Genomic DNA, 23,178 nt, shown 5'->3' with positions numbered 1-23,178 from the left:
GGAGTCGATCGCGTTTCACACTCCTGTGGGTGAGTCGCCCAGCGTCCGGCCCGGTGCCGGTCCGGGCGGCCGCGCAGGCCCGCCGCGCCTGTCCGCCGGGCGCAGCGGAGGCATCCCGCGGGCGCTGCGTCCCCCTCAGGCCGTGAACCCGGCGACCCGGAGGGCGTGCACGAGGTCCCAGCGGCGTTCCTCGGAGACGGCGCGGGCGGCCTGCAGCAGCAGCGGGACGAGGGCGGGCGGGTCCGGGGCGACACTGCGGGCGGCCTCCTGCGGGGTGCGGACCCGGACGTAGGCGTCGAGCAGCGCGCGGGCCTCGCGCCGTCGGCCGTCCCCGACCAGAGCGAGGACGGCCTGCCCGATCTCGGCGGCGGGGCGTGCCACGCCCTGCCGCAGGATCTGCTCGCCGTCACCGGTGCGCCCCACCGCGACCAGCGCGTCGGCCGCCGCGACGAGCCGGTCGGCCGGCAGGGAGGCCGCCTCCCAGAGCAGGGTGGTCCAGTCGGCGGCGAGCCCGGTGCGCTGCAGTTCGGCCGCGAGGAGCGGGATGCGAACGGCCGGCCAGCGGGCGAGTTCCACCAGCAGGGCGTGCGCCTCACCGCTGCGGCCTTCGGCGCGCAGCCGCACCAGCCGCCGCACCGCCTCGACGGTCTCCCGCCGCACCGCCTCGACGGTCTCCCGCCGTGCGGCCGCGTCCAGCGGCTCGCGCCGCGGCTCGGCGTCGCGCTCCGCGCTCTCGGCGGCGGCTCCGGCGAAGCGGGCGCCGCGCGGGGTGCGGCGCGCGGGCGCGGCGGGCGTGGGCGCCTGCGGTTCGGCGGTGGGCGGCACGGCGACGGGCGGCGCGTCCTCCTCGGCCATACCGGCGAACCGGGCGCCGCCGCGGCGGCGCTTGCGCTGCCGCGGCACGGCGTCCGGCCCGGCGGCGACCGCACCGGCCTCCGCGTGCGCCGCGCGCTGACCGGGCACGGAGCGCACCGCGGCCGCGTCGGCCGGGCCGGGCTCGTCGCCGGAAGCACCGTCCACGGCTCCTGCCTCCGCCCCGGCCTGCGGGGGCGCCGGGAGGCGGTCCAGGTACGCCATGCGGTCGCGGAGTTCGGCGCACCGGGCGGTGGCGCGTTCGTGGTCGTCACGGGCCCAGGCCAGGTCGAGGCGGAGGGCGTCGGCCTGCTCCCGGGTGGCCGCGGAGGCGAGCCGGCGGCCGACGTCGGCGACCCGGTCGGCGGCGTAGCGCTGTTCGCGGAGCATCACGTCGAGCCGGTCCCCGAGCGCGTCGCGGCCGCCGGGCCGGGTGTCGTGGGCGGCGAGCGCGCCGACGTGCAGGGGCCGGAGCCGGAGCGTCTCCTGCGCGGCGGCCCCGGAGCCGTGTGCGGCGGCGAGGTCCTGGAGCAGCGCCTCCACCACGTCCCAGGGAGGCACCTCACGTCCGTCGAGGCAGGCCCGCATACCGTCGGGATCACGCTGCCAGAACACCGCGCACCAGCCGTCGCCCGGGTCGAGGCGCGCCAGAAGCCCGTTCAGGTTGCTCGCGAACTCCCGCACCAGGCCCGGGAGTTGATGCACAGTCATCGCTGGACTCCCGCCCCGACCGGAACACTCCGGCTTCGTAGAGAACACCAGTTGTGTTACAGCGGGGCTACGGGGAGTTTTCGAAGGGGGACGCGACCGCGCCGCCGAACGGCCCCGCGCGGATGTCGTCGACGGGAGCCGGGGGATCACGAGGGCGTGGGTGCGCCGGGGATCAGGTGAGGGCGAGCGCGCACCGGGGCGTCAGGCGGGGGCGAGCGCGCACAGCCCCGCCAGTTCGTCCATGGACAGGCCCAGCACGCGGGCCAGGGCGGCGACCGTGAAGAACGCCGGGGTCGGCGCCCGTCCGGTCTCGATCTTGCGGAGGGTCTCGGCGGAGATGCCCGCGCTCGCCGCGATCTCGGCCATGCTCCGGGCGCCGCGCGCTTCACGCAGCAGCCGTCCGAGCCGCTCGCCGCGTTCGTGCTCTTCGGGGGTCAAGGGGGTGCGCACCATGGCACCATTCTAATACCGGTATAGTAATTGGCATGGTTGAGCTGAAGACGGACACATCGATCGACGCCATGTACGAGGCGGGCCAGGTCGTCTCACGGGCGCTGACGGCCGTGCGCCAGGCCGCCGACGTGGGGGTATCCCTGGTGGAGCTGGACGAGGTGGCGCATGACGTCCTCCGGGAGGCGGGGGCGTCGTCGCCCTTCCTCGGCTACCGCCCGTCCTTCGCGCCCACGCCCTTCCCCGCGGTGATCTGCGCGTCCGTGAACGACGCGATCGTGCACGGCATCCCCACCCGCGACCGGCTGCGCGACGGTGACCTCGTCTCGATCGACTGCGGCGCCGAGCTGAACGGCTGGGTGGGCGACTCCGCGATCAGCTTCACGGTGGGCCGGGCGCGCCCGGAGGACGTCCGGCTCATCGAGGCAGCCGAGCGCGCCCTGGCGGTCGGCATCGAGGCGGCGGTCGTCGGCAACCGCGTCGGCGACATCGCGCACGCGATCGGCACGGTCTGCCGAGGGGCCGGCTACGGGATCATGGACGACTTCGGAGGCCACGGTGTCGGCCGCCATATGCACGAGGACCCGGCGATCCCGAACGAGGGCCGCCCCGGCCGGGGCCTGCCGCTGCGCCACGGCATGGTCATCGCGATCGAGCCGATGCTGATCGCGGGCGGCGGGGACGACTACCACTGCGCTTCCGACGGCTGGACCCTGCGCACGAACGACGGTTCGCGGGCGGCCCACACGGAACACACGGTGGCGATCACGGACAGCGGACCCAGGGTGCTGACCCAGCGGGCATAGCCAGGCGTAGCCGGGCATGGGCCGAGACGGGCGGACACCGGCGGGAGGGGCAGGGACACACGGGGACGGGCGCGGCCCGGAGGGGACGGAAGCCGAGGGGCGGAACCTGCCGAAGCGCTCCGTCCAGGCCGGGGCGGCGCAGGACCGGGCCGCGCGGCCGCTCCGGTCGGGCGCGGACCGTCCCGCACGGGCCGTTCCCGCCCGCCCGCGGCAGGCGCCCCGCCCCGTGGACGTTCCTGCGCATGCCCGCGCCGGGCGACCGTGCGAAGGTGGGTGTGACGGCCCCAGCCGAGGGCACCCCGCACCGCATCGCACGTCCATCGAACGGAATGCCATGACCAGCGGCTACACCGGCCCGGAGGGCTACGGCGACTACGGAGACCCTTACGGAGAGTTCCTGGCCCGGTTCTTCGGCGGGCCCCGCCCCGGCCCCCGGCAGATCAACATAGGCCGACTCCTCAGCCAGCCCGCGAGGGACCTCGTCCGGGGCGCGGCCCAGTACGCGGCCGAGCACGGCAGCAGAGACCTGGACACCGAGCATCTGCTGCGCGCGGCCCTGTCGGCGGAGCCGACCCGCACCCTGCTCAGCCGGGCCGGCGCCGACCCCGACGCCCTCGCGACGCAGATCGACGAGCGGTCGGGCCCGCCGCAGCACCCGGCGGGCGAGGCGCCCCCGCCCACCTCGCTGTCGCTGACCCCGGCCGCCAAGCGCGCCCTGCTGGACGCTCACGACCTTGCCCGCGCCCGGGGCGCGGGGCACATCGGCCCGGAGCACGTGCTGGGCGCCCTCGCCTCGAACCCGGACTCCGCGGCCGGGCACATCCTCCACGCGGCCCGCTTCGCCTCCCCGGGTCTGCCCGCCGACTCCCCGGACGCCTCGACGGCCCCCCGCGCCGCGGACCGCCAGCAGCCCACCGGCACGCCCACCCTGGACAAGTACGGACGCGACCTCACCGAACTGGCCGGTCAGGGCCGGATCGACCCGGTGATCGGCCGGGACGACGAGATCGAGCAGACCATCGAGGTCCTCTCACGGCGCGGCAAGAACAACCCGGTGCTGATCGGCGACGCGGGCGTGGGCAAGACCGCCGTCGTGGAGGGGCTGGCCCAGCGCATCGCGGAGGGGGACGTGCCGGACGTCCTGCTCGCCCGGCGGGTGGTCGCCCTGGACCTGACGGGCGTGGTCGCCGGCACCCGCTACCGCGGCGACTTCGAGGAACGGCTGAACACCCTCGTCGACGAGATCCGCGCACACTCCGACCAGCTGATCGTCTTCATCGACGAGCTGCACACGGTCGTCGGCGCGGGCGGGGGCGGCGAAAGCGGCTCAATGGACGCGGGCGACATCCTCAAGCCCGCGCTGGCCCGCGGCGAACTGCACGTCGTGGGCGCGACGACGCTGGAGGAGTACCGGCGGATCGAGAAGGACGCGGCGCTCGCCCGCCGTTTCCAGCCGATCCTCGTGCCGGAGCCGTCCGTCGCGGACACACTGGAGATCCTGCGCGGGCTGCGCGACCGGTACGAGGCCCACCACCAGGTCCGCTACACCGACGGCGCGCTCGACGCGGCGGTGGAGCTGTCCGACCGCTATCTCACCGACCGCCGCCTGCCCGACAAGGCCATCGACCTCATCGACCAGGCCGGGGCCCGGGTGCGTCTCGGCGCGCGCACGAAGGGCTCCGACGTACGGACCATGGAGCGCGAGCTGGAGCAGCTCGCGCGTGACAAGGACCAGGCGGTCGCGGACGAACAGTACGAGGAGGCCACCCGGCTGCGCGACCGCATCGTGGAACTGAAGGAGCGCACCGCTCGGGCGAGCGGCGAGGAGACGGCCGACGAGGGCCGGCATCTGGAGGTCACCGCGGAGGCGATCGCCGAGGTCGTGTCCCGGCAGACCGGCATTCCGGTCGCCAGCCTGACCCAGGAGGAGAAGGACCGGCTGCTCGGTCTCGAGGAGCACCTGCACGACCGGGTGGTCGGCCAGGAGGAGGCCGTGCGGGTCGTCGCGGACGCGGTGCTGCGCTCGCGCGCCGGGCTCTCCAGCCCGGACCGGCCGATCGGCAGCTTCCTGTTCCTCGGCCCGACCGGCGTCGGCAAGACGGAACTGGCCCGTGCGCTCGCCGAGGCTCTGTTCGGCAGCGAGGAGCGCATGGTCCGCCTCGACATGAGCGAGTACCAGGAACGGCACACCGTCAGCCGCCTGGTGGGCGCCCCGCCCGGCTACGTCGGCCACGAGGAGGCCGGACAGCTCACGGAGGTCGTCCGCCGCCACCCGTACTCGCTGCTTCTGCTGGACGAGGTGGAGAAGGCCCACCCGGACGTCTTCAACATCCTGCTGCAGGTCCTCGACGACGGCCGGCTCACCGACTCCCAGGGCCGCACGGTGGACTTCACCAACACGGTCATCGTGATGACCAGCAACCTGGGCTCGGAGGCGATCACCCGGCGGGGCGGCGGCATCGGATTCGGGCCGGGCGGCGCGGACGCCGACGAGGAGGCGCGGCGCGAGCAGATCCTGCGGCCGCTGCGCCAGCACTTCCGGCCGGAGTTCCTCAACCGGATCGACGAGATCGTCGTGTTCCGTCAGCTCACGGGCGAGCAACTGCGCCGGATCACCGACCTGTTGCTGGACGACACCCGCCGGCTGGTGCAGGCGCAGGGCATCACGGCCGAGTTCACCGACGCCGCCGTCGACTGGCTCGCCGAGCGCGGCTACCAACCCGAGTACGGGGCCCGTCCGTTGCGCCGCACGATCCAGCGCGAGGTCGACAACCGGCTCTCCCGGCTGCTGCTCGACGGGCGGGTCGCGCAGGGCGACCGGGTCGCGGTGGACGTCGAGGACGGGCGGCTCGCGTTCCGCACGCAGCCGCCCGTCCCCGCCGCCGGACACTGAGCGCTACGGCGCCGGGCGGACCACCTGGGCCGAACCTCCGCCGCGCCGCACGGTCTCGGCGGCGGCCAGCCACTTGCCGTTCGGCAGCCGCTGCACGCCCGTCGCCGCGCCGATCTCCGGGTTCCGTTTGAAGGAGTGCCCGAGGGCCTCCAGCCGCGCCCGCGGACCGGTGGGGCTGGTGTCGTCGTAGAGCGCGGGCTCCAGTTCCGTCTGGGCGGCGTTGCGCTGGCTGGCGCGGGGGGCCGCGATCGCGTCGACGAGCGGCAGCCCGCGGTCGAGGAACCCGGTCAGGGTCTGCAGCACCGTGGTGATGATGGTCGCGCCGCCGGGCGAACCGAGCGCGACCACCGGCCGGTCGTGCCGGTCGAGCACGATGGTCGGCGAGATCGACGAGCGCGGCCGCTTGCCGGGGCCGGGCAGGTTCGGGTCGTGCACGGCCGGATTGGCCGGGGCGAAGGAGAAGTCCGTCAGCTCGTTGTTGAGCAGGAAGCCACGGCCGGGCACGGTGATGCCGCTGCCGCCGGTCTGCTCGATGGTGAGCGTGTAGGAGACGACGTCGCCCCACTTGTCGGCGACGGTGAGGTGGGTGGTGTTCTCGCCCTCGTACGTCGTCGGAGCCGCCGTGCCGCCGACGCCGCAGGCGGCCGGGTGGCGCGGGTCGCCGGGCGCCAGCGGGCTGGTGAGCACCGCGTCGTCCTTGATGAGGCAGGCACGGGAGTCGGCGTACTTCTTCGACAGCAGCTGCCGGGTGGGGACGTCCTCGAAGGCGGGGTCGCCGACCCAGCGCCCGCGGTCGGCGAACGCGATCCGGCTCGCCTCGATGAAGCGGTGCAGGTACCGCGTCTCGTCGGTCTTCGAAAGAGCCGTGTGCTCGAGGAGGTTGAGGGCCTCGCCGACCGTGGTGCCGCCCGAGGACGAGGGCGCGATGGAGTAGACCCCGAGGCCGCGGTACGAGGTCTTCGTGGGCGCCTGGAGCTTGGCGCGGTAGGCGGCGAGGTCCTTCGCGGACAGCTCGCCGGGCCGGGCGTTCCAGCCCGAGGCCGGGTCCACCGGCGGGTGGTTCACCGTGGAGACGATGTCCTCGCCGAGGTCGCCCCGGTAGATCGCATCGACGCCCTTCTCCCCCAACTCCTTGTAGGTGCGGGCGAGATCGGGGTTCTTGAACGTGGAGCCGACGACGGGCAGCCGGCCGCCGGGCAGGAACAGCTCCGCCGTGTCCGGGAAGGCGCGGAAACGGGCCTCGTTGGCGGCGGTCTGGGAACGGAAGGTGTCGTCGACGGTGAAGCCCTCGCGGGCGATGCGCTCGGCGGGCCGCAGGAGGGTGCCGAGCCGTTCGGTGCCCCATCTCTTCAGCGCCGTCGCCCAGGTGGCGGGCGTTCCCGGGGTGCCGACGGCGAGGCCGCTGCTGACGGCGTCCGCGAAGGCGAGCGGCTTGCCGTTCTCCAGGAAGAGACCGGAGTCCGCGGTCAGCGGGGCGGTCTCGCGGCCGTCGACGGTGTGCACCGTACGGGACTTGGCGTCGTAGTAGACGAAGTAGCCGCCCCCGCCGATGCCTGAGGAGTAGGGCTCGGTGACGCCGAGCGCCGCGGCGGTGGCGACGGCCGCGTCGACCGCGTTGCCGCCCTTCCTCAGCACCTCGATGCCGGCCGCCGACGCGTCGGCGTCGACGCTGGCCACGGCGCCGCCGTAGCCGACGGCGACCGGCGTCTTCCCGACAGCCGTCCGCTCGGCGGCGGTTGAGGCGGGGGGCGGCGCGGCGGCCCCCACCGTGACCACGGCGGCGGAGACCGCCAGGACCGACAGTTTCCGCGCGACAGGACGACGCATCCGTACCTCCAGTCCAGGAACGTCCGCGCAGCGTAACCAGAATCACGGGGCCTCGACAGCCACCTTCCGGGCACTGTCGGGCCTTCCCCATAGTTCGAACACGGGTACGTCCGGCGGTGCTCGCCCAGGTACCATGCGCGCCCATGAACGACGACGTGCGCAATATCGTCCTGGGCGTGGTGGCCGCCGGCATCAGTGCCGCGCTCGGCTGGCTGGCCCGCACCTACCTGTGGAAGCGCAGACTCCGGCGCAAGCAGGCGTTCTTCGGGCTTCCGGAGCACTCGGAGTCCCTGCTCGTCGTCAACCGCGACGCCGGCAGCACGGATCTCGCGGTACACCGCCACGACGTGTTCGCGCTCCTGGAACTCGCCGCGCTCATCAAGGACTGCGGCGCGGGCGCCGAAGTGGTCACCCAGGACGCGGCCCGGCAGGGTTTCGGCGAGCGGACGGAGTTCTGCGTCGGCGGCCCGGGCTCCAACCGGCGGATGGCGGCCCATCTCCAGGCCATGCTGCCCGGTGTGCGCATCAACACCGACCGGGAACCGGGTCCGGACAGACTCGCGTTCCAGATAGGCGGCGAGCACTACCGGATGGAGTCGGGCGTCACCGAGTACGTCCTGCTGGCCCGGCTCACCGCTGGGCAACGGCGGGGCGGGCGGCCGGTGTTCCTGTTCTGCGGCCAGCGCGCGATCAACAACCAGGCCGCCACCCGCTATCTCGTCCGCAACCATGAGCGGCTGGCCCGCAAGCACGGCAACGGCTCCTTCGTCCTGCTCCTGAAGGTGATCAACTCCCAGGCGTACGGCCCCGACGTGGTCGAGCTCGTCGAGGACGTGACCCGAGCGGCTCAGACCCCCCTGCCTGCGACGACGGTCGCCACTCCTACGTGACCGTCCACGGACGCACGCCCGGCCTCAGGACGAGGTGAGGAGAAGAGGTGAGGAAGCGAGGTGAGGGAGCGACGCGCACGGTGCGACGGTCAGCCGTGTGCACCGCCGCCACGGACGCCGTTCCGTACCCGGCTCAGCGCCCGGCCACCTCTGCGTACGTCCGGGACAGTTCGGGGGTCCCGGTCGCGGCCCACTCGAACCCGGCCGTGACCACGTCGATCTCCCGCCCTGACGTCAGCCGGACGACCGCCTCCCCGCCGGGCCTGATCACCCAGGCGGCGCCGGGCACCGTGCGCACGACGACCGTCCCCAGATAGAGCCCCGCGTCATGGCCGAACCAGGGCAGGCTCTCCTCGTCCTCGCGCCAGCGCGGCGGCAGCTGGTCCAGCGCCTCCAACGAGTCGGCGCTGTCGTCGAGCCCGATCCCCTCCCGCGCCGCGTGGGAGCGCAACACTTCGCATTCGGACAGGAGTTCGGCGATCCCCTCGGGGTCCTCGGCCAGCACCGCCGCCCGGTGCTTCTTGCGCTTGTTGCCCAGGAAAGGGATGTTCATGAGCCCAGCGTGACACCGGCCCGGGCGTGCGCACCACAGGCGCGCGGCACGAGCCCGGGATCACCTCGCGGCCCGGCGGCGGCGCGGGAACGCGGCCCCGGAGCGGGCCCCGGCGCGGTCGCCTAGACCTCCAGGTCGACGACGACCGGCGCGTGGTCCGAGGCGCCCTTGCCCTTGCGCTCCTCACGGTCCACGTACGCGTCCTCGACGGCCTTCGCGAACGGCTCGTTGCCGTACACCAGGTCGATGCGCATGCCACGGTTCTTGGGGAAGCAGAGCTGGCGGTAGTCCCAGTAGGTGAAGGGGCGGTCGTACTTCAGGGGCCGCGGGACGACGTCCGACAGGCCGGCCTCGCGCAGGGACGCCAGGGCGGCCCGCTCGGCCGGTGTGACATGCGTGGCCCCCTCGAAGGCCGCCACGTCGTAGACGTCGTCGTCGGTCGGGGCCACGTTGTAGTCGCCCAGCACCGCGAACGGGCGGCTGCCCGCCGCGTCCCCCGCGACGGCCGCCCGCAGCGCCTCGAACCACTGCAGCTTGTAGGCGTAGTGCGGATGGCCGACCTCGCGGCCGTTGGGCACGTAGACCGACCAGACGCGGACCGGACCGCAGGTCGCCGCGACCGCCCGGGGCTCCGGCGCGCCGTCGAAACCGGGATCGCCGGGGAGCCCCCTGACGACGTCCTCGACGCCCACCCGGGAGATCACCGCCACGCCGTTCCACCGGCCCGTGGCGTGCACCGCGGCCTCGTAGCCCAGCTCGCGCAGCTGGTCGAGCGGGAACTGCTCCTCGGCGACCTTGGCCTCCTGAAGGCACAGCACATCGGTGCCGCTGCTCTCCAGCCAGGCCAGGAGCCTCGGCAGGCGGGCGGTGATCGAGTTCACGTTCCAGGTCGCGATGCGCATGCCTGACAACCTACCGGGCCCCACCGACACTCACAGGGCCGTGCTCTCCCCCGGCGCCAGCCGCAGGTGCTCCGCGCCGCCGAGGGCGCCGATCTGGTGGTCGTAGATCGGACGGGCGAGGTCGGTGAGCATGGCGTCGTGGATGTCGTAGGCGCGCTGCGGCTTCACCTCGCGCACGTAGTCGATGACCTCGGAGATCTTGCTCCAGGGAGCCATCACCGGCAGCATCAGCGTCTCGACGGCCGGGCCGGGGACGGTCAGCGCGTCGCCGGGGTGGAAGACGCGGCCGCCGTCGACGAGGTACCCGACGTTGGTGATGCGCGGGATGTCCGGGTGGATGACCGCGTGCAGCTCGCCGTGGACCTGCACGTCGAACCCCGCGGCGGTGAACGTGTCGCCGTGGCCGACGGTGTGCACGCGCCCCGGGAAGGCGGCGGAGATCTTCTCCGCGACGGACCTCAGCGTCCAGAGCTCGACGGCCGGGTCGGCCTCCAGGGCCGTCCGCAGCCGCTTCTCGTCGAAGTGGTCGGGGTGCTCGTGCGTGACCAGGATCGCCTCGGCGCCGAGGGCCGCGTCCTGCTCGCTGAACCCGCCCGGATCGAGGACGAGGGTGCGCCCGTCCTTCTCGAGACGGACGCAGGCGTGCGACTTCTTGGTGAGCTTCATGGTTCCATCCTGCCCCCGGGGCCGCAGCGGTCGCTCACTCGGTGGGGGTGGTCTCCTCCCGGACGACCTGCTGCGCCACCCGGAACGCGCGGTGGGCCGCCGGCACGCCGCAGTACACGGCCGCCTGGAGCAGCACCTCCTTGATCTCGTCCGGGGTGAGACCGTTGCGCAGCGCGGCCCGCGTGTGGGAGGCGAGCTCCTCCAGATGGCCGCCCGCGACCAGCGCGGCGAGCGTGACACAGGAACGGGAGCGCCGGTCGAGGCCGGGGCGGTCCCAGATCTCGCCCCAGGCGTAGCGGGTGACGAACTCCTGGAAGTCGCCCGAGAAGTCGTCGGCCTCTGCCAGCGCCCGGTCGACATGGGCGTCGCCGAGGACCTCGCGGCGCACCTTCAGACCCGCGTCGTACGGGTCGGGGCGGCCCAGGGCCTGCGACGGGACCGGGACCGGGGCCGGGGCGATCTCGGCGATGGCCGGCGGCTGCGGAGGCTGCTGCACCAGCTGGGACTGCTGCGGCATGTTCGGCGTCGCCCTTACGGGGATCCCCGGGATCGCCGTCTGCCCGGTGCCGGAGTCGTAGGCGGGCTGCCAGGCGGTCGAGAAGTGCCGGACCAGCAGGTCGGTGACGGCCGCGGGCTGCTCCACCGGGACCAGGTGCGAGGCGCCGGGCACGACGGCGAGACGGGCGTCCGGGATGCCCGCCACCAGGGTGCGCGCCTCGGCAGGACCGGTGACCTGGTCCTCGGAACCGACGAGGACCAGGGTCGGCGCGCCGACGAGACCGATCTCCGCCCGCACGTCGAACGCCGCCAGGGCCTCGCAGGCCGCGATGTAGCAGCCGGGGTCGGTGGTGCGCACCATCTGCACGGCCCACTCGGTGATCGCGGGCTGCGCGGCCGCGTAGCCGCCGGTGAACCAACGGTCGGGCGAGGTACGGGCGATGGGGTCGAGCCCGTTGGTGCGCACGATGACGCCGCGCTGACGGAACTCGTCGGCCGTGCCGAACCGCGGCGAGGCCGCGATCAGCGCGAGGGAGGCGACGCGTTCGGGGTGGCGCAGAGCCAGTTCCACGCCGACCGCCCCGCCGAACGCACAGCCCGCGTAGCCGAAGCGCTGCACTCCGAGCCGGTCGAGGGTGGCGAGCAGCCGCGCGGCCAGGTCGGCGACCGAACCCGCCGGGTAGGCCGGGGCGCCGCCGTGACCCGGCAGGTCGAACCGGAACACCCGCCACTGCTGCGCCAGTTCGGGAACCTGACGGTCCCACATGTGCCATGTGGTACCCAGTGAGGGACCGAGGATCAGGACGGGAGCCTCTTCTGGCCCGTCAAAGCGGTATTGCAGGGTGTTCGACGGTGTCTCACTCACGCCTCTGACCCTCTCACGTCTCACAAAATCTCACACAGCCGGGGGAAGCCGACGGCTCGATGCATCCGTGGCTCGACTCGTCGGGCACTGCCTACGGCCTCGTCTGGCTTCACGTACCACTTCTTCGTGGTCTTCACGTTCGTGTGCCCGGCCCACCGGGCGAGGATGTGATCCGGCACGCCGTTGTTGGCGAGGAAAGTGAGGCAGGAGGCACGAGCGTCGTAGAGACGTACTCTGCGCAGGCCAAGGACCTCCATGAGCCGGTACGCGCGCCTGCGGAGCTGCTTGATCGTGAAAGCCTCCCCGGTCTCGTGCACCACGACGTACCCGGAGTCCGAGTAAGCCTCACCGAGGACGAGCTTCTCCTTGGCCTGGAGAGCCTTGAACGTCCTGAGGGCCATTAGTACTGGCCCCGGCAAAGGAAGATCACGTTCTCCGGCCATCGACTTGGTGTCCTTTTCCACGACGTATCGATTCCCCGTCATCGTCCGGGTGTTGGCTATGGTGATCGTGGCACTGTCCAAGTCGACGTCCTCCCATCGAAGTCCGCAGACTTCAGCGGGACGCAGACCCATGAGGGACAGCAGAAGGGGAGCATAGAGCCGTTCCGTCCTGACGCTGTGAATGAACATCTGGACTTCCTGGACGTTCCACGGCTTCACCTCCTGCTTCTTCTTCCGGTCCTCCTTACGTGCCCTACGCGGAATTTGGTCGTGCCCCTTGGTGTGGTGCAGGCGATCATTCGTCGGTGGCGGGCAGCAGGGTGTTCTTGTCCGGATAGAGGCTGTCCATGCTCTCGTTGGAGAGGTAGCGGCGGGGGAAGGCGATCCACTCGTCGTGCATCTCGATCAGGACGGCGGCGGCGAGGCGTTCGACGGCGGCATCGTTGGGGAAGACCTGGACGACGTCGGCCCGGCGTTTGACCTCACGATTTAAGCGCTCCAGCGGGTTGGTCGACTGGATCTTCTTCCAGTGCTGGTGGGGGAAGTCGGCGAAGGCTGTCAGCTCTTCCTTGGCGTCCAGGAGCATCTCCTTCACCTTGGGGAACCGCTTGCCGAAGGCGTCGGCGACGGTGTCGAGCTGGGTGCGGACCGAGACGGCATCGGGCTGGGCGAAGATCGTGCGGATGGTCGCGGCGGCCATCTCGGCGTGCTGCTTCGGGATCACCGAGAAGACGTTGCGGACGAAATGAACGCGGCAGCGCTGGTGTGCGGCTCCGATCATGACCTTGCCGATGGCGGCGACCAGGCCGAGGTGCTGGTCGGAGATGACGAGGCGAACCCCGTTCAGGCCGCGTTTGCGCAGGTCACGCAGGAAGGTGGTCCAGAAGGTCTCGTTCTCGCTGTCGCCGACCATGACGCCGAGGACTTCGCGGCCGCCGTCCTCGGTGACGCCGGTGGCGATGACGACGGCGCGGGAGGCGATCTGGTGGTCGACGCGGGCCTTGAGGTAGGTGGCGTCGAGGTAGACGTAGGGGAAGCGGGTGTGGTCCAGGGGGCGGTTGCGGAAGGCGGCGAGGCTCTCGTCGAGGTCGCCGCAGATCCGGGAGACCTCGCTCTTGGAGACGCCGGTGTCCGAACCGAGGGCTTTGACCAGGTCGTCGACGCTGCGGGTGGACACGCCATGGACGTATGCCTCGATGATGACGGCGTAGAGGGCCTGGTCCACGCGGCGCCGGCGTTCCAGCAGGCTGGGGAAGAAGGTGCCGGCGCGGAGCTTGGGGATCGCGAGTTCCAGGTTGCCGGCCTGGGTGGTCAGGGTCCGTTCGCGGTGGCCGTTGCGGTAGGCGGTGCGGGTCTCGGTGTGCTCGCCCCATGCGGCACCGATGTGCTGTGTCGCCTCGGCTTCTATCAGTTCTTGCAGGTCTCGTTCAGCCGCGGTCCGGACGATCTCGAGTCCGTCCGCCGAGCGTAGTGACTCCAGAAGGCGGAGCAGGTCATCATGAGCCAGGGCCATCGTGCACCTCCCGGTCGGAATTCACCTTTCACCGCGGAGAGTTGCACGGTGGCCCGTCCTCGTTCAGGGCGCACGAGCGGTCAACCAGGGGCAACGCGGTGGCGAGCCGGTGGCGCACATTGGCCAAGAACGGCTACACCACTTCAAGGGACGCCATCCGGCCGGCTCGCGCAGAAGGCCGTCTGGGCACCTCCGGGGGCTCTGGGGCCCCGTGACCAGGCCGGCGCCAGACGCCGCACGGGTCGTGCCGCAGGCGGGCACGGCTCGTCAGACAGGCGCATCCTGGAGTTGGACGAGCCGCGGCACGCCAACCCGAACGTGTCCTGCTACAGCGGCACCGTGGCGCTGACGCCGTAGTCGGGAGTGACCATGAGACTTTCCTTCCTCGAACCTCTGTACAAGCAGCCCGGTCCCTTCGCGTCCGTCTACCTGGACACGTCCCGCGACGCCGCCGTCGACGACCCCGATGCCGCCATAGAACTGCGCTGGCGGCATCTTCGGGACGCCCTGATGGCCGAGGGAGCGGACCGGGACTCCGTCACCGCGGTGGCGGACACCGCGGGCAGCGACACGGACGTCCCCGGCACGCACGGTCAGGCCGTGTTCACCGCCCACGGACGACTTGCTCTGCTGGACGAGCTGCCCTCCCCGCCCACCCGGGACACCGCGCACTTCGGAACCCTGCCGGACACCATGCCGCTGATCGTCCAGCACACGCCCGGGATCCCGTACTTGGCGGTGCACGTGCACTACAGCGGCCGCCACTCCACGGACGCCACCGACACCGTGCGCATCGACGCCGAGGCCGGCACCTGGCCGTTGACCAAGGTCACACCGGGACACCGCGTCCACGAGGAGATCCCGGCGACCGACTGGCTGAACGCCGCCGGAGAGATCGGCCGGGAGTTGGAGGGCCACGCACGGCGCATCGATGTCGAGGCGGTGGTCGTCGCGGGAGACGTCTGGGCCCGCGGCATCCTCGTCCGGCGGCTGCCCGCACCCCTGCGCGGGCAGGTCACCACCGTGGAAGGCGCCGGCGAGTCCATGCCGGGACGGGCGCTGCTGGAACAGCGACTCGAAAGCTTCTTCAGCGGGCGCATGGCCGCGCACGACCGGGCCCTGCTGGATACCTTCCTCGCACAGCGGGCCCGGGACGGAGCAACGGCCGAGGGCCTTTCCGCCGCCGTGTCAGCCCTCCAACGCGGCCGGGCCAAGGCCCTCTTCCTCAACGACCACCCCGAGTCGACACTCCACCTCTGGGTCGGCCCGAAACCCGGCCAACTCGCCCTCACCGAGCAGGAATTGCGTTCCTACGGCATCCAGGATGTCCGCGAGGAACGGGCCGACGCGGCCCTGGCCCGTGCCCTGGTCGGCACGAGGGCCGAACTCGTCGTGGTACCCGAGCAGCAGCTGCGGCTGAGCGAGGGCGTGGGCGTACTGCTGCGCTACGCCGACCCCGCATCTCGTGCGTGAACCGGCCGTCGCTCCGAGGTACGCCACGGGACCCACCTCCTTGAGGCTCTGGATTCCATGGTGACCCGGCCGACCTGCGGCAGGGAACGGGCCATCCGTCCCGTCGTCGAGGGCCGACTGGTCCGGGCGTACCCTCTGGCCGCGTCGGGGCTTCATCCTTTGGCGAGCCGGATCCGGGGTGTCGTTGCTCTTGTCAAGAGTTTCTGTCAGGGGTGCCGCTGGTCGCCACGCTCATGGGCGTCGGTTGAACGGGCCACGGCTGAGGCGGGTTCGTCCAAGGTTCAGTGCCCGGTGGGGAGCACCGGTGCGCCGAGCTGTCGGGCGGCTGTGTGCCAGGCCTGGGTCAGCGCGGTGTGCGTCAGGGCGAGAGCCTGGGCCTGGGTCTGTTCGCCTTCCAGGCGCAGCGGTGCGCCGACGTGCACGTGGAGTCGTGGGCGGTGCAGTGGAGCGGTGAGCAGCCTGGCCACCTGTTCGCAGGGGCTGCCGGATGCCAGTGCGCGGGCTCCGACCTGGCCCAGGGGCACGATCTGGGCGCCGGTCGAGCGCGCGAGATGGAGGAGGCCAGGGTGGAAGGGCCGGGGTGGAGCCTCGCGGACGCCCTTGCGATGCTGGAGCCCGCCCTCCGGGTAGACCAGGACGGACCGGCCGGCGGTGCGTGCGACCTGGGCTTCTTGCAGTGCTTGGGCGGCTCGCGTCGTGCCGGTGCACCGGGATGTGCCCCTCTTGAGTGAGGACACAGCCGAGCAGAGGGACGCGCCACAAACCCTGACCAGCCCGTCGGGCGATCTTCGGCAACCTCCCCCAGGATGGGACCCGGTTGCCCGCACCGATTCCCAGGAGGCAGCTCATGACGGCAGCGACGGATACGCTCATACCGGTGCTGGAGGACGCCTGTGAAGCCCATGCCGCGGTTGTTGCCCGGTTCCGGGCGGATGCGACCAGCACGCCGCCAGGCGCCGACCGGCACAGACTCGAACGTCAGGCGGCCGAAGCCCAGGACCACCTCGCGCGCATCGAGGGCCACCTGCGCGCGGTCCGTCCTTCCCGCGGACCGCTGGCCACCACTGCGCAGTTGATGCGGTTCGTCGCTCTCAGCGCGGTACGGGCGACCTTGCTCCCGCTGGACGCCACGGTGGCGGCCGTCACAGAGATCGTGCGCGGCCAGCAGTTGCCCGATGCGCACACTTTGTTGAAGAACGCCGAAGACGAGTACGCGGCCACAGCCCGGGCAGTGGCGACCTGCCAGGCGGGCGAGAACGTCGCCGAACAGCTTCAGGACCGGGAATCCGCCGACCTTCTTCACCTGCTTCGCCGTCAGGACGAGCAGCTGCTGGAAAGCATCGAGGCGTACCTCACCCAACGGGCCGGGGCCGTGGCAGCGGCCACCAGCGGCCACCGCCTGCCACAGGCCGAAGCGGCCGGGCCCGCCGAACGCGGCAGTCTGCCGGATACGGTCATGCACACGGTGCACGCGGCCATGACCCGGCTCGGGGGAGCCCTGCGAGCGAGCATCCGGCGCGTGACAGACACGGCTGAGGGAGCCCTGCGGGAGATGCCCTACCCCACCCGCGCGGCCGAGCAGGCCCACCGCGCGCCCATCCGCGAGCAGGACCTGCCCACCCCCGCGTTCGGCCGACTGGCCGTCGCGGAGATCCAGCAGCGTCTCCGCGACCTGTCCCAGACGCAGCTGACGGTGATCGAGAACTACGAGCGCACGCATGCCCACCGCCCTGCGGTGCTGGACGCCATCCAGCGACTGCGCAGCCCTGAACCCTGGGCCGGTTACGACACCATGGACCTGTATGAGATCACCGACCGGCTGAATCAGGTCCCCTCCAGCGCGGCCTGGCAGGTACTGGAGTACGAGCGGTACCACCTGCAGCGCCAGAGAGTCATCTCCGCGGCCGAGACACGCATCCCCGAGTGACGTCGGCGACCGTTCCCGGGTCGCGCACCTGTTCGAGGAGTCCCTGGAGGCGGTGACCGACCCGGCCCGCAGCTGGTTCACCAGCCACATGCTCCCGCGCACGTGCAGCCGCACGGCGCCCCCGTCACGCGGATCCTTCGCGCACCGCCCGCGGCGGCTTTAGCTTGGGAGGGTGCACATGGGCGTGGTCACCCTGTTCCTCGGCGGGGACGTGATGCTCGGCCGGGGCGTCGATCAGATCCTCCCGCACCCCGGTGACCCGGCGCTGCGGGAGACGTACCTCCACGACGCCCGGGACTACGTCGGCCTGGCCGAGGCGGCGAACGGGCCGATTCCCCGGCCGGTCGACTTCCGCTGGCCGTGGGGCGAGGCGCTGCCCGTCCTGGACAACGCGGCGCCCGACGTGCGGGTGGTCAATCTGGAGACCGCCGTCACCGGTGACGGGGACTTCGCGCCCGACAAGGGCATCCACTACCGGATGAGCCCGGCCAACCTGCCGTGCCTGGCCGCGGCCCGCCCGGACGTCTGTGTGCTGGCCAACAACCACGTGCTCGACTTCGGCCCGCGCGGCCTCTGTGAGACGCTCGACGCCCTGGCGGAGGCGGGGCTGCGGACGGCAGGGGCGGGCCGGGACGCGGTGCGGGCGCGCCAGCCGGCGATCGTGCCGCTGGACGCCGGCGGGCGGGTGCTGGTCTTCTCCTTCGGGATGCCGTCCAGTGGGATCCCCGAGGACTGGGCCGCAACCGGTCAGCAGGCCGGCGTCGACGTCATCTCGGAGCTTTCGGTGGCCGCCGCGTCCGCGCTCGCCGACCGCCTGCGGCAGGTCCGGCGGCCGGGCGACATCGCGGTCGCGTCGGTCCACTGGGGCCCCAACTGGGGCTACGACGTCTCCCGCTCCGAGGTCCGCTTCGCCCACGCGCTCGTCGACGGGGGCGTGGACATCGTGCACGGACATTCCTCGCACCACCCGCGCCCGCTGGAGGTGTACCAGGACAGGCTCATCCTGTACGGCTGCGGCGACCTCGTCGACGACTACGAGGGCATCGGCGGCTACGAGAGCTACCGGGACGACCTGCGGATGCTGTACCTGGTGTCGGTGGAGGCCGTCACCGGCCGGCTGGTCGACGCGCGGATGGCGCCCCTGCAGGCGCGCAGGATGCGGCTGGAGCATGCCTCCCCCGAGGACACCGAGTGGCTGCGCGCCGTCCTCGACAGACACAGCCGGGAGTTCGGCACCCGCATCGACGGCGGGCCCGACGGCGCGCTCACGCTGCGGCCGCTGCGCATGGGACGGCGCACATGACGTGGACGTCAGGACGGCCGGTCCTGGTGCAGGAACCGGTGGGGCGGCCGAGCGGCCAGGTGCTGACGACGTCGTCCAGGGTGAGCCAGCCGTGTGTCAGGTCGGTTCGGGGCGGTTCCAGCCCTTTCTAGCCCTTGAGGACGCCCAGCGGCACCAGGCGGGCGACCAGGCGGCCCAGGTTGTTGTGTCCGCTTGCCCGGACGACGGCGTCGACGTCCTTGTACGCTTCGGGCGCCTCCTCGATGACGCTGCGCCAGGACGTCGGCCGCGCCGCCACCCCCGCACCGACCAGCTCCTGGCGCAGCTGCCGGGCGGACATTTCGCGGTGGGCGCGGTGCCGGCTCCAGACGCGGCCCGCGCCGTGGCAGCAGGAGTCGAAGGCGGCGTTGCCGGTGACGCCGGTCATGACGTACGAGGCAGTGCCCATCGTGCCGGGCACGAACACCGGCTGGCCGAACAGGCGCAGGGCATCCGGCAGGTCGGGGTGGCCCGGCGGCAGGGCCCGGGTGGCGCCACGGCGAGTACTGGCAGAACGACGGCCCGGCCGCGGCGGAGCTCCCGGTCAACGGCCTTTCGGCCGCGCGCGTTGGCGTCGTTGGGGTGCTCGGCTACGTCCAGGAGGGCGCCGGCCCGAGATGCTCTGGCTCTGTCGCGGTGCCGACCTGCGGTGCGGGCCCGGCTGTGCCCGGAACGGACATCGGGGTGCGCGACCAGACCCGCGATCGCCAGGCCCGCCGGCAAGACGACAGCTTCCGGCCCTCGGTTCCAGGCAACCGACCTTGTCACCTCGTGGGGCCGGGTCAGCCCTGGACCTCGACGTGGTGGGGCTTGATTGCCTGGGCCTCGAGGATGGTTACCGTCGGCGAGGGAGGCGCTGACCCCCTTGGCCTTCGCTGCGGCGGGTAGCAGCACCAGGTGTTCGAAACGCCCGGCGCGGCGTGCAGATCACTGAACTCGGCGGCGAACGGCCAGGCCGGCCAGAGGATGTTCGTTCCGACAAACTGCAGGGTCGGGCGCCGCCAGGGCGAGGGCCTCGCCGACCGGTGTTGCACCGGAGAGCGTCATAGTGGCTCACCTCCACCGCGGTCATGTGCTGCGGTCACTTCCAAGCCGGACCGCCCGGGCACACCCGGCACCACCGCGCCGCGCTCTTCGGCGGCAGCCCCAATCCCAAGGTGCCGAGCGAGAACGGTCTCAAGGCGGGTCAGCGCGTGCCGTAGATGGTCGCGGCTGTTCGCGTAACCCGCGGGGAGCGGTCTGTGCTCGTCGTCTTCCAATTCGCCGGGCTGCCCGACAGGTTCGCTGGCCATGCCTCTACAGCGGTACTACCTGGTCGGCCTGTGGCCCCTTCGCCCCCTGGACGATCGTGAACTCGACCCGCTGACCCTCCTCCAGGCTCTTGTGACCGGGCACTTGGATGGCCCTGAAGTGAACGAAAAGATCAGGGCCGCCCTCGTCCGGGGTGATGAACCCGAAACCCTTGTCCGCGTTGAACCACTTCACCGTGCCTTGCGCCACCGCCATGTCCCTTGCAGGAGAGGTACCGAAGATCAGGACAGACTGTCCGTCTGCACGGTACAGCGCCACGGCCACCGACCAGATCCGCCACGACGCGGACAGCAGCACGATTCCCGTAGGTAGAGACCCTCCAGCCGACAGGACGTGGGATCGATACGGATGGCTTCTGACGGACGCAGTGGCTGCCGAAGCCACGTATCCCATCGCCATGGAGTTGTTCAGCACGCGCGGCGCGCGAGCCATCTGTCGCGAACCCCACCTGCTGCCGACGGCTGCCGGCGGTCCGTCGACCCGTTGGCAGACCTCTACAGGCAGTGAATGTCACCGGCGTTCCTGCTGTGCGGCCTCGGTGCTGCCGGGTTGGCGCTCGCCAGGCTCGCCATCGGCGGATTCGCCCCGGACGGGCACCTGCCCGCGGTGGTGCTGGCGGTCCATGCCTGCGGCCTCGTGGCCTTGTGCTCCGTCCGCCCACCGTCCCAGGACACCGCCGTCGGTTCCCGCTCGGCACCGGAGTGACGAACACCGGGCTGCCAGGATCCTGCGACGACGGCCGCCAGACCCTGCGCCCCCGCGAGTCGGCGGTGCACCGTCCGGCGCGCAAAGTCGGTGGGCGGGAGGTCTACTTGAAGAGCGGAGGCGGGTTGGGGCGTCACCGGCAAGCGGTGTCTGGGTGGCCGGGAGGGGGAGCGGTTCGGGATGGCTCGAACGGGCCACCGTGACAACGGGCCACCGTGATGAGGAGGCGACCGTGGAGCTGACCTTTCTCGACCCTGTGTACGCGCGACCGGGACCGTATGCCTGTGCCTATCTGAACACCTCGCGTGACGTCCACGACCCGGAGGCGGCGATCAGGTTGCGACGCCAGCATCTGCGTGAGGACCTGGCCCGGCAGGGGGCCGACAACGCCACCGTGGCCGTCGTCGCCGACATCGCGGGCACGGACCGGGAGGTTTCCGGGCGGCACGGGCAGGCGATCTTCGCGAGCCACGGTGGTCTGGTCCTGGTGGAGGAGCTGCCCGATCCGCCGGCGCACGACGCGGCCCGGTTCGGCGCGTTGCCCGACGTGATGCCGCTGGCGGTCCAGCACGCGCCGGACATCCCGTATGCCGCCGCCACTGTGCACCGCGCCGCGCACCCGGAGACCGGCGCGCCGGAGGAGATGGAGGTGGACTTCCAGACGGGGAGGTGGCCGAGCAGCACGGTCGCACCTGAGAGGCGTCGCCATCGCAGCGGTCCTGCGACCAAGTGGCCGCACGGCGCCGCCGAGATCGCCGGTGAGCTGGCCGACCTGGTTCACCGCAGCGGTGCCGAGGTGATCGTGCTGGGCGGGGAGGTCCGGGCGCGCAACGTGCTGGTGAACCGCCTGCCCGAGCCCTTGCCCGAGCGCGTGGTCTCAGTCGCGGATGACGGGCATCCGGCCGGCGAGGGACGGGCGCTGCTGGAGCAGGAGTTGAGCGATGTCTTCCGGGGCCGGATGAGCGGACGGGACCGGGCTCGGGTGGAGAAGTTCCGGACGCGGCGAACCCGGCAGGCCGGTGCAGTCGAGGGGATGACAGCGGTTGTGGCCGCGTTGCAGCGCGCTCAGGCAGGCGCGCTGCTGCTCAACACGCCCGTCGACCTGCCCTTGCGGTTGTGGGCCGGCTCGGAGCCGACGCAGATCGCGCTGTCGGCCGCCGACCTGGAGTCCTTCGGCGTCCTCGCCTTCCAGGAGGAACAGCCCGGCGCGGCCTTGATCCGCGCCCTGGTCCGCACCGGCGCCGAGCTGGTGGTCGTACCGCGGGAGGAACTGCCTCTGGAGGACGGGGTGGGCGTGCTGCTGCGGTACACCGACCCGGGCGTGCCGTTGTGATCCCCCGTGGTCCGGCCTGGGCTGGGACGGCGGGTTCTGCTTGGTGCCGGGAGGAGCTGGTGAGGTATGTCTGAGGGGCCGGTGGTGGTAGGGACGGACGGTTCGGCCGGAGCGGCACGCGCGGTGCTGTGGGCGGCGCAGGAGGCCGCCCTCCGGCACCAACCCCTGCACATCGTGTGCGCCGTCGATCTCGATTTGTCGGAACGCCTGTCCGCCGACACCGCGCGGCGGGTCCGCGAGGCGGCCCGGTCCTTGCTGGGCGAGGCCGCCGCAGCAGCCTCCGACAGGGCGCCCGGCCTGGCGGTCTCCACGGAGGTCGGCCGGGAGCCCGCGGCCGACAGCCTGCTGCGGGCGGCCGCGGCGACGGCTCCGCAAGCCGAGGGTGTCGAGGCTCCTGCGGTGACGATCGTCGTGGGTTCGCGGGGGCTGGGCGGTTTCTCCACGCTGTTGCTGGGATCGGTCGGGCTGACGGTGGCCGGACAGGCGGGGTGCCCTGTGGTCGTCGTGCGTGGTACGGAACGGCCGCCGAGCGGGGTGGTCGTGGTGGGCGTACGGGACGAAGAGGACCTGGAGGCGGTGCGCTTTGCCGGGGAGACGGCCAGGCGGCGTAAGGCATCGCTACGTCTGTTGAGTACGTGGACCTACCTCCAGTACGTCGGGAGTATGGCGCCCATGGCCGACGTGGTGCGGGTGGCCGTGGAGGCGGAGGCCGCTGCGAGTACCCGCATGCTCGGCTCCGTCCGGGAGGAGTTCCCGGACATCAAGGTGACCGAAGAGGTGGTGAGGGTCCCCTCGCCGGCTGGTGAACTGGTCGCGGCGTCCCTGCACGCGGAGCTCGTCGTCGTGGGCGCACGCAGGCCCGCCCACCACGTAGGCCGTGCGCTGGGCCGGGTCACACACGCCGTGCTGCAGCACGCGCACTGCCCGGTCGCTGTCGTCCCACGCGGCTGACTGCTGCTGACTGACGACCGGGAACCGCCCGGTTGCTGTTGTCCCGCAGCCGGATCAGGACGCGGGCTCTGCCCGCTTCTGCCGGGCGCCGAGCTTGCGAGCACCGGGTCGACGAACCGGTGCTCGGAACGCTGCAGGAACGTGATGACGTGCCCCGGGTGACTTGGATGGACGCCCCGCGGACAGCAACTTGCGGCAGGGAACGGTCAGAACTTGCGGCAGGGAACGGTCAGGGTGAGGCTGGGATGGTGACTCGACATGCACCTGTGGTCGTGCATCCGCCAGGGT

The 23,178-nt window shown here is 72.1% G+C and carries 20 protein-coding genes and 1 pseudogene; 9 read left to right on the top strand and 12 right to left on the bottom strand.

From position 1 onward, the window contains the following. Window positions 1-135: 135 nt before the first annotated feature. Complete coding sequence (locus IE239_RS23225; protein ID WP_190151303.1) at window positions 136-1,563, bottom strand: hypothetical protein; 1,428 nt, start codon at window positions 1,561-1,563, stop codon at window positions 136-138. 201 nt (window positions 1,564-1,764) lie between these two features. After that, window positions 1,765-2,016 (bottom strand): helix-turn-helix domain-containing protein, encoded by a 252-nt coding sequence (locus IE239_RS23220; RefSeq protein ID WP_190151302.1) that lies wholly within the window; start codon window positions 2,014-2,016, stop codon window positions 1,765-1,767. 32 nt (window positions 2,017-2,048) lie between these two features. Here IE239_RS23220 and map point away from each other — a divergent pair, with 32 nt between their 5' ends. Beyond that, window positions 2,049-2,819 (top strand): type I methionyl aminopeptidase, encoded by a 771-nt coding sequence (map, locus tag IE239_RS23215; RefSeq protein ID WP_190151301.1) that lies wholly within the window; start codon window positions 2,049-2,051, stop codon window positions 2,817-2,819. A gap of 334 nt (window positions 2,820-3,153) precedes the next feature. Next, window positions 3,154-5,712: an ATP-dependent Clp protease ATP-binding subunit gene (locus IE239_RS23210; protein ID WP_190151300.1), complete on the top strand. Its 2,559-nt coding sequence runs from the start codon at window positions 3,154-3,156 to the stop codon at window positions 5,710-5,712. Between the two features lie 3 nt (window positions 5,713-5,715). Here IE239_RS23210 and ggt read toward each other — a convergent pair whose 3' ends face one another. After that, window positions 5,716-7,539, bottom strand: coding sequence for a gamma-glutamyltransferase (ggt, locus tag IE239_RS23205; protein WP_190151299.1), 1,824 nt, complete (start codon window positions 7,537-7,539; stop codon window positions 5,716-5,718). Between the two features lie 143 nt (window positions 7,540-7,682). Between ggt and IE239_RS23200 the strand changes: the two genes are divergently transcribed. Then, window positions 7,683-8,429 carry a hypothetical protein gene (locus IE239_RS23200; RefSeq protein WP_190151298.1) on the top strand — a complete coding sequence of 249 codons (747 nt, stop codon included), beginning with the start codon at window positions 7,683-7,685 and terminating at the stop codon, window positions 8,427-8,429. Window positions 8,430-8,562: 133 nt separating this feature from the next. On the opposite strand, the gene IE239_RS23195 is transcribed toward IE239_RS23200, so the two are convergent. The 6 genes from IE239_RS23195 to IE239_RS23170 form a co-directional block, all read right to left on the bottom strand. Next, window positions 8,563-8,982, bottom strand: a complete 420-nt coding sequence (locus IE239_RS23195; RefSeq protein WP_190151297.1) for a DUF6278 family protein — start codon at window positions 8,980-8,982, stop codon at window positions 8,563-8,565. Between the two features lie 122 nt (window positions 8,983-9,104). After that, entirely contained in the window at window positions 9,105-9,884 is a 780-nt protein-coding gene (locus tag IE239_RS23190; RefSeq protein ID WP_190151296.1) for an exodeoxyribonuclease III, read from the bottom strand. A gap of 30 nt (window positions 9,885-9,914) precedes the next feature. Next, complete coding sequence (locus IE239_RS23185) at window positions 9,915-10,550, bottom strand: MBL fold metallo-hydrolase (protein ID WP_190151295.1); 636 nt, start codon at window positions 10,548-10,550, stop codon at window positions 9,915-9,917. 34 nt (window positions 10,551-10,584) lie between these two features. Then, window positions 10,585-11,913, bottom strand: a complete 1,329-nt coding sequence (pcaDC, locus tag IE239_RS23180; protein ID WP_190151294.1) for a bifunctional 3-oxoadipate enol-lactonase/4-carboxymuconolactone decarboxylase PcaDC — start codon at window positions 11,911-11,913, stop codon at window positions 10,585-10,587. 20 nt (window positions 11,914-11,933) lie between these two features. Continuing rightward, window positions 11,934-12,575, bottom strand: a complete 642-nt coding sequence (locus IE239_RS23175) for a site-specific integrase (RefSeq protein ID WP_229878259.1) — start codon at window positions 12,573-12,575, stop codon at window positions 11,934-11,936. Window positions 12,576-12,651: 76 nt separating this feature from the next. After that, the gene (locus IE239_RS23170; protein WP_190151293.1) at window positions 12,652-13,869 is read right to left on the bottom strand and encodes an IS256 family transposase; all 1,218 of its coding nucleotides are present in this window, start codon (window positions 13,867-13,869) and stop codon (window positions 12,652-12,654) included. A 369-nt stretch (window positions 13,870-14,238) separates the two neighbouring features. On the opposite strand from IE239_RS23170, the gene IE239_RS23165 reads away from it, so the two are divergent. Beyond that, the gene (locus tag IE239_RS23165) at window positions 14,239-15,342 is read left to right on the top strand and encodes a baeRF2 domain-containing protein (protein WP_190151292.1); all 1,104 of its coding nucleotides are present in this window, start codon (window positions 14,239-14,241) and stop codon (window positions 15,340-15,342) included. A gap of 281 nt (window positions 15,343-15,623) precedes the next feature. Here the strand turns inward: IE239_RS23165 and IE239_RS23160 are convergent, their stop codons facing one another. Then, the gene (locus tag IE239_RS23160) at window positions 15,624-16,079 is read right to left on the bottom strand and encodes a 1-acyl-sn-glycerol-3-phosphate acyltransferase (protein ID WP_229878258.1); all 456 of its coding nucleotides are present in this window, start codon (window positions 16,077-16,079) and stop codon (window positions 15,624-15,626) included. Between the two features lie 110 nt (window positions 16,080-16,189). Between IE239_RS23160 and IE239_RS23155 the strand changes: the two genes are divergently transcribed. After that, window positions 16,190-17,269: a hypothetical protein gene (locus IE239_RS23155; RefSeq protein WP_190151291.1), complete on the top strand. Its 1,080-nt coding sequence runs from the start codon at window positions 16,190-16,192 to the stop codon at window positions 17,267-17,269. Between the two features lie 178 nt (window positions 17,270-17,447). Beyond that, complete coding sequence (locus tag IE239_RS23150; RefSeq protein WP_190151290.1) at window positions 17,448-18,572, top strand: CapA family protein; 1,125 nt, start codon at window positions 17,448-17,450, stop codon at window positions 18,570-18,572. 127 nt (window positions 18,573-18,699) lie between these two features. Here IE239_RS23150 and IE239_RS23145 read toward each other — a convergent pair. Together IE239_RS23145 and IE239_RS23140 are read right to left on the bottom strand one after the other, a co-directional pair. After that, window positions 18,700-19,086 (bottom strand): annotated as a pseudogene (locus tag IE239_RS23145) (RtcB family protein); the annotation flags it as partial. An 800-nt stretch (window positions 19,087-19,886) separates the two neighbouring features. Continuing rightward, entirely contained in the window at window positions 19,887-20,090 is a 204-nt protein-coding gene (locus tag IE239_RS23140; protein WP_190151397.1) for a cold-shock protein, read from the bottom strand. Between the two features lie 318 nt (window positions 20,091-20,408). Here IE239_RS23140 and IE239_RS23135 point away from each other — a divergent pair, with 318 nt between their 5' ends. The 3 genes from IE239_RS23135 to IE239_RS23125 all read left to right on the top strand — a co-directional run bounded on the left by IE239_RS23135 (window position 20,409) and on the right by IE239_RS23125 (window position 22,890). Continuing rightward, complete coding sequence (locus IE239_RS23135) at window positions 20,409-20,606, top strand: hypothetical protein (RefSeq protein ID WP_190151289.1); 198 nt, start codon at window positions 20,409-20,411, stop codon at window positions 20,604-20,606. 232 nt (window positions 20,607-20,838) lie between these two features. Continuing rightward, on the top strand, window positions 20,839-21,939 hold the full coding sequence (locus IE239_RS23130; protein WP_190151288.1) for a baeRF2 domain-containing protein: 1,101 nt from the start codon (window positions 20,839-20,841) through the stop codon (window positions 21,937-21,939). A 66-nt stretch (window positions 21,940-22,005) separates the two neighbouring features. Further along, window positions 22,006-22,890 (top strand): universal stress protein, encoded by an 885-nt coding sequence (locus tag IE239_RS23125; RefSeq protein ID WP_190151287.1) that lies wholly within the window; start codon window positions 22,006-22,008, stop codon window positions 22,888-22,890. The last annotated feature ends 288 nt before the right edge of the window (window positions 22,891-23,178 follow it).

It is taken from the genome of Streptomyces humidus, from assembly GCF_014649655.1.
Classification (GTDB): Bacteria; Actinomycetota; Actinomycetes; order Streptomycetales; family Streptomycetaceae; genus Streptomyces; species Streptomyces humidus.
Note: the sequence above shows the minus strand (reverse complement) of the source record. Positions and strands in the feature narration are given on the sequence as shown.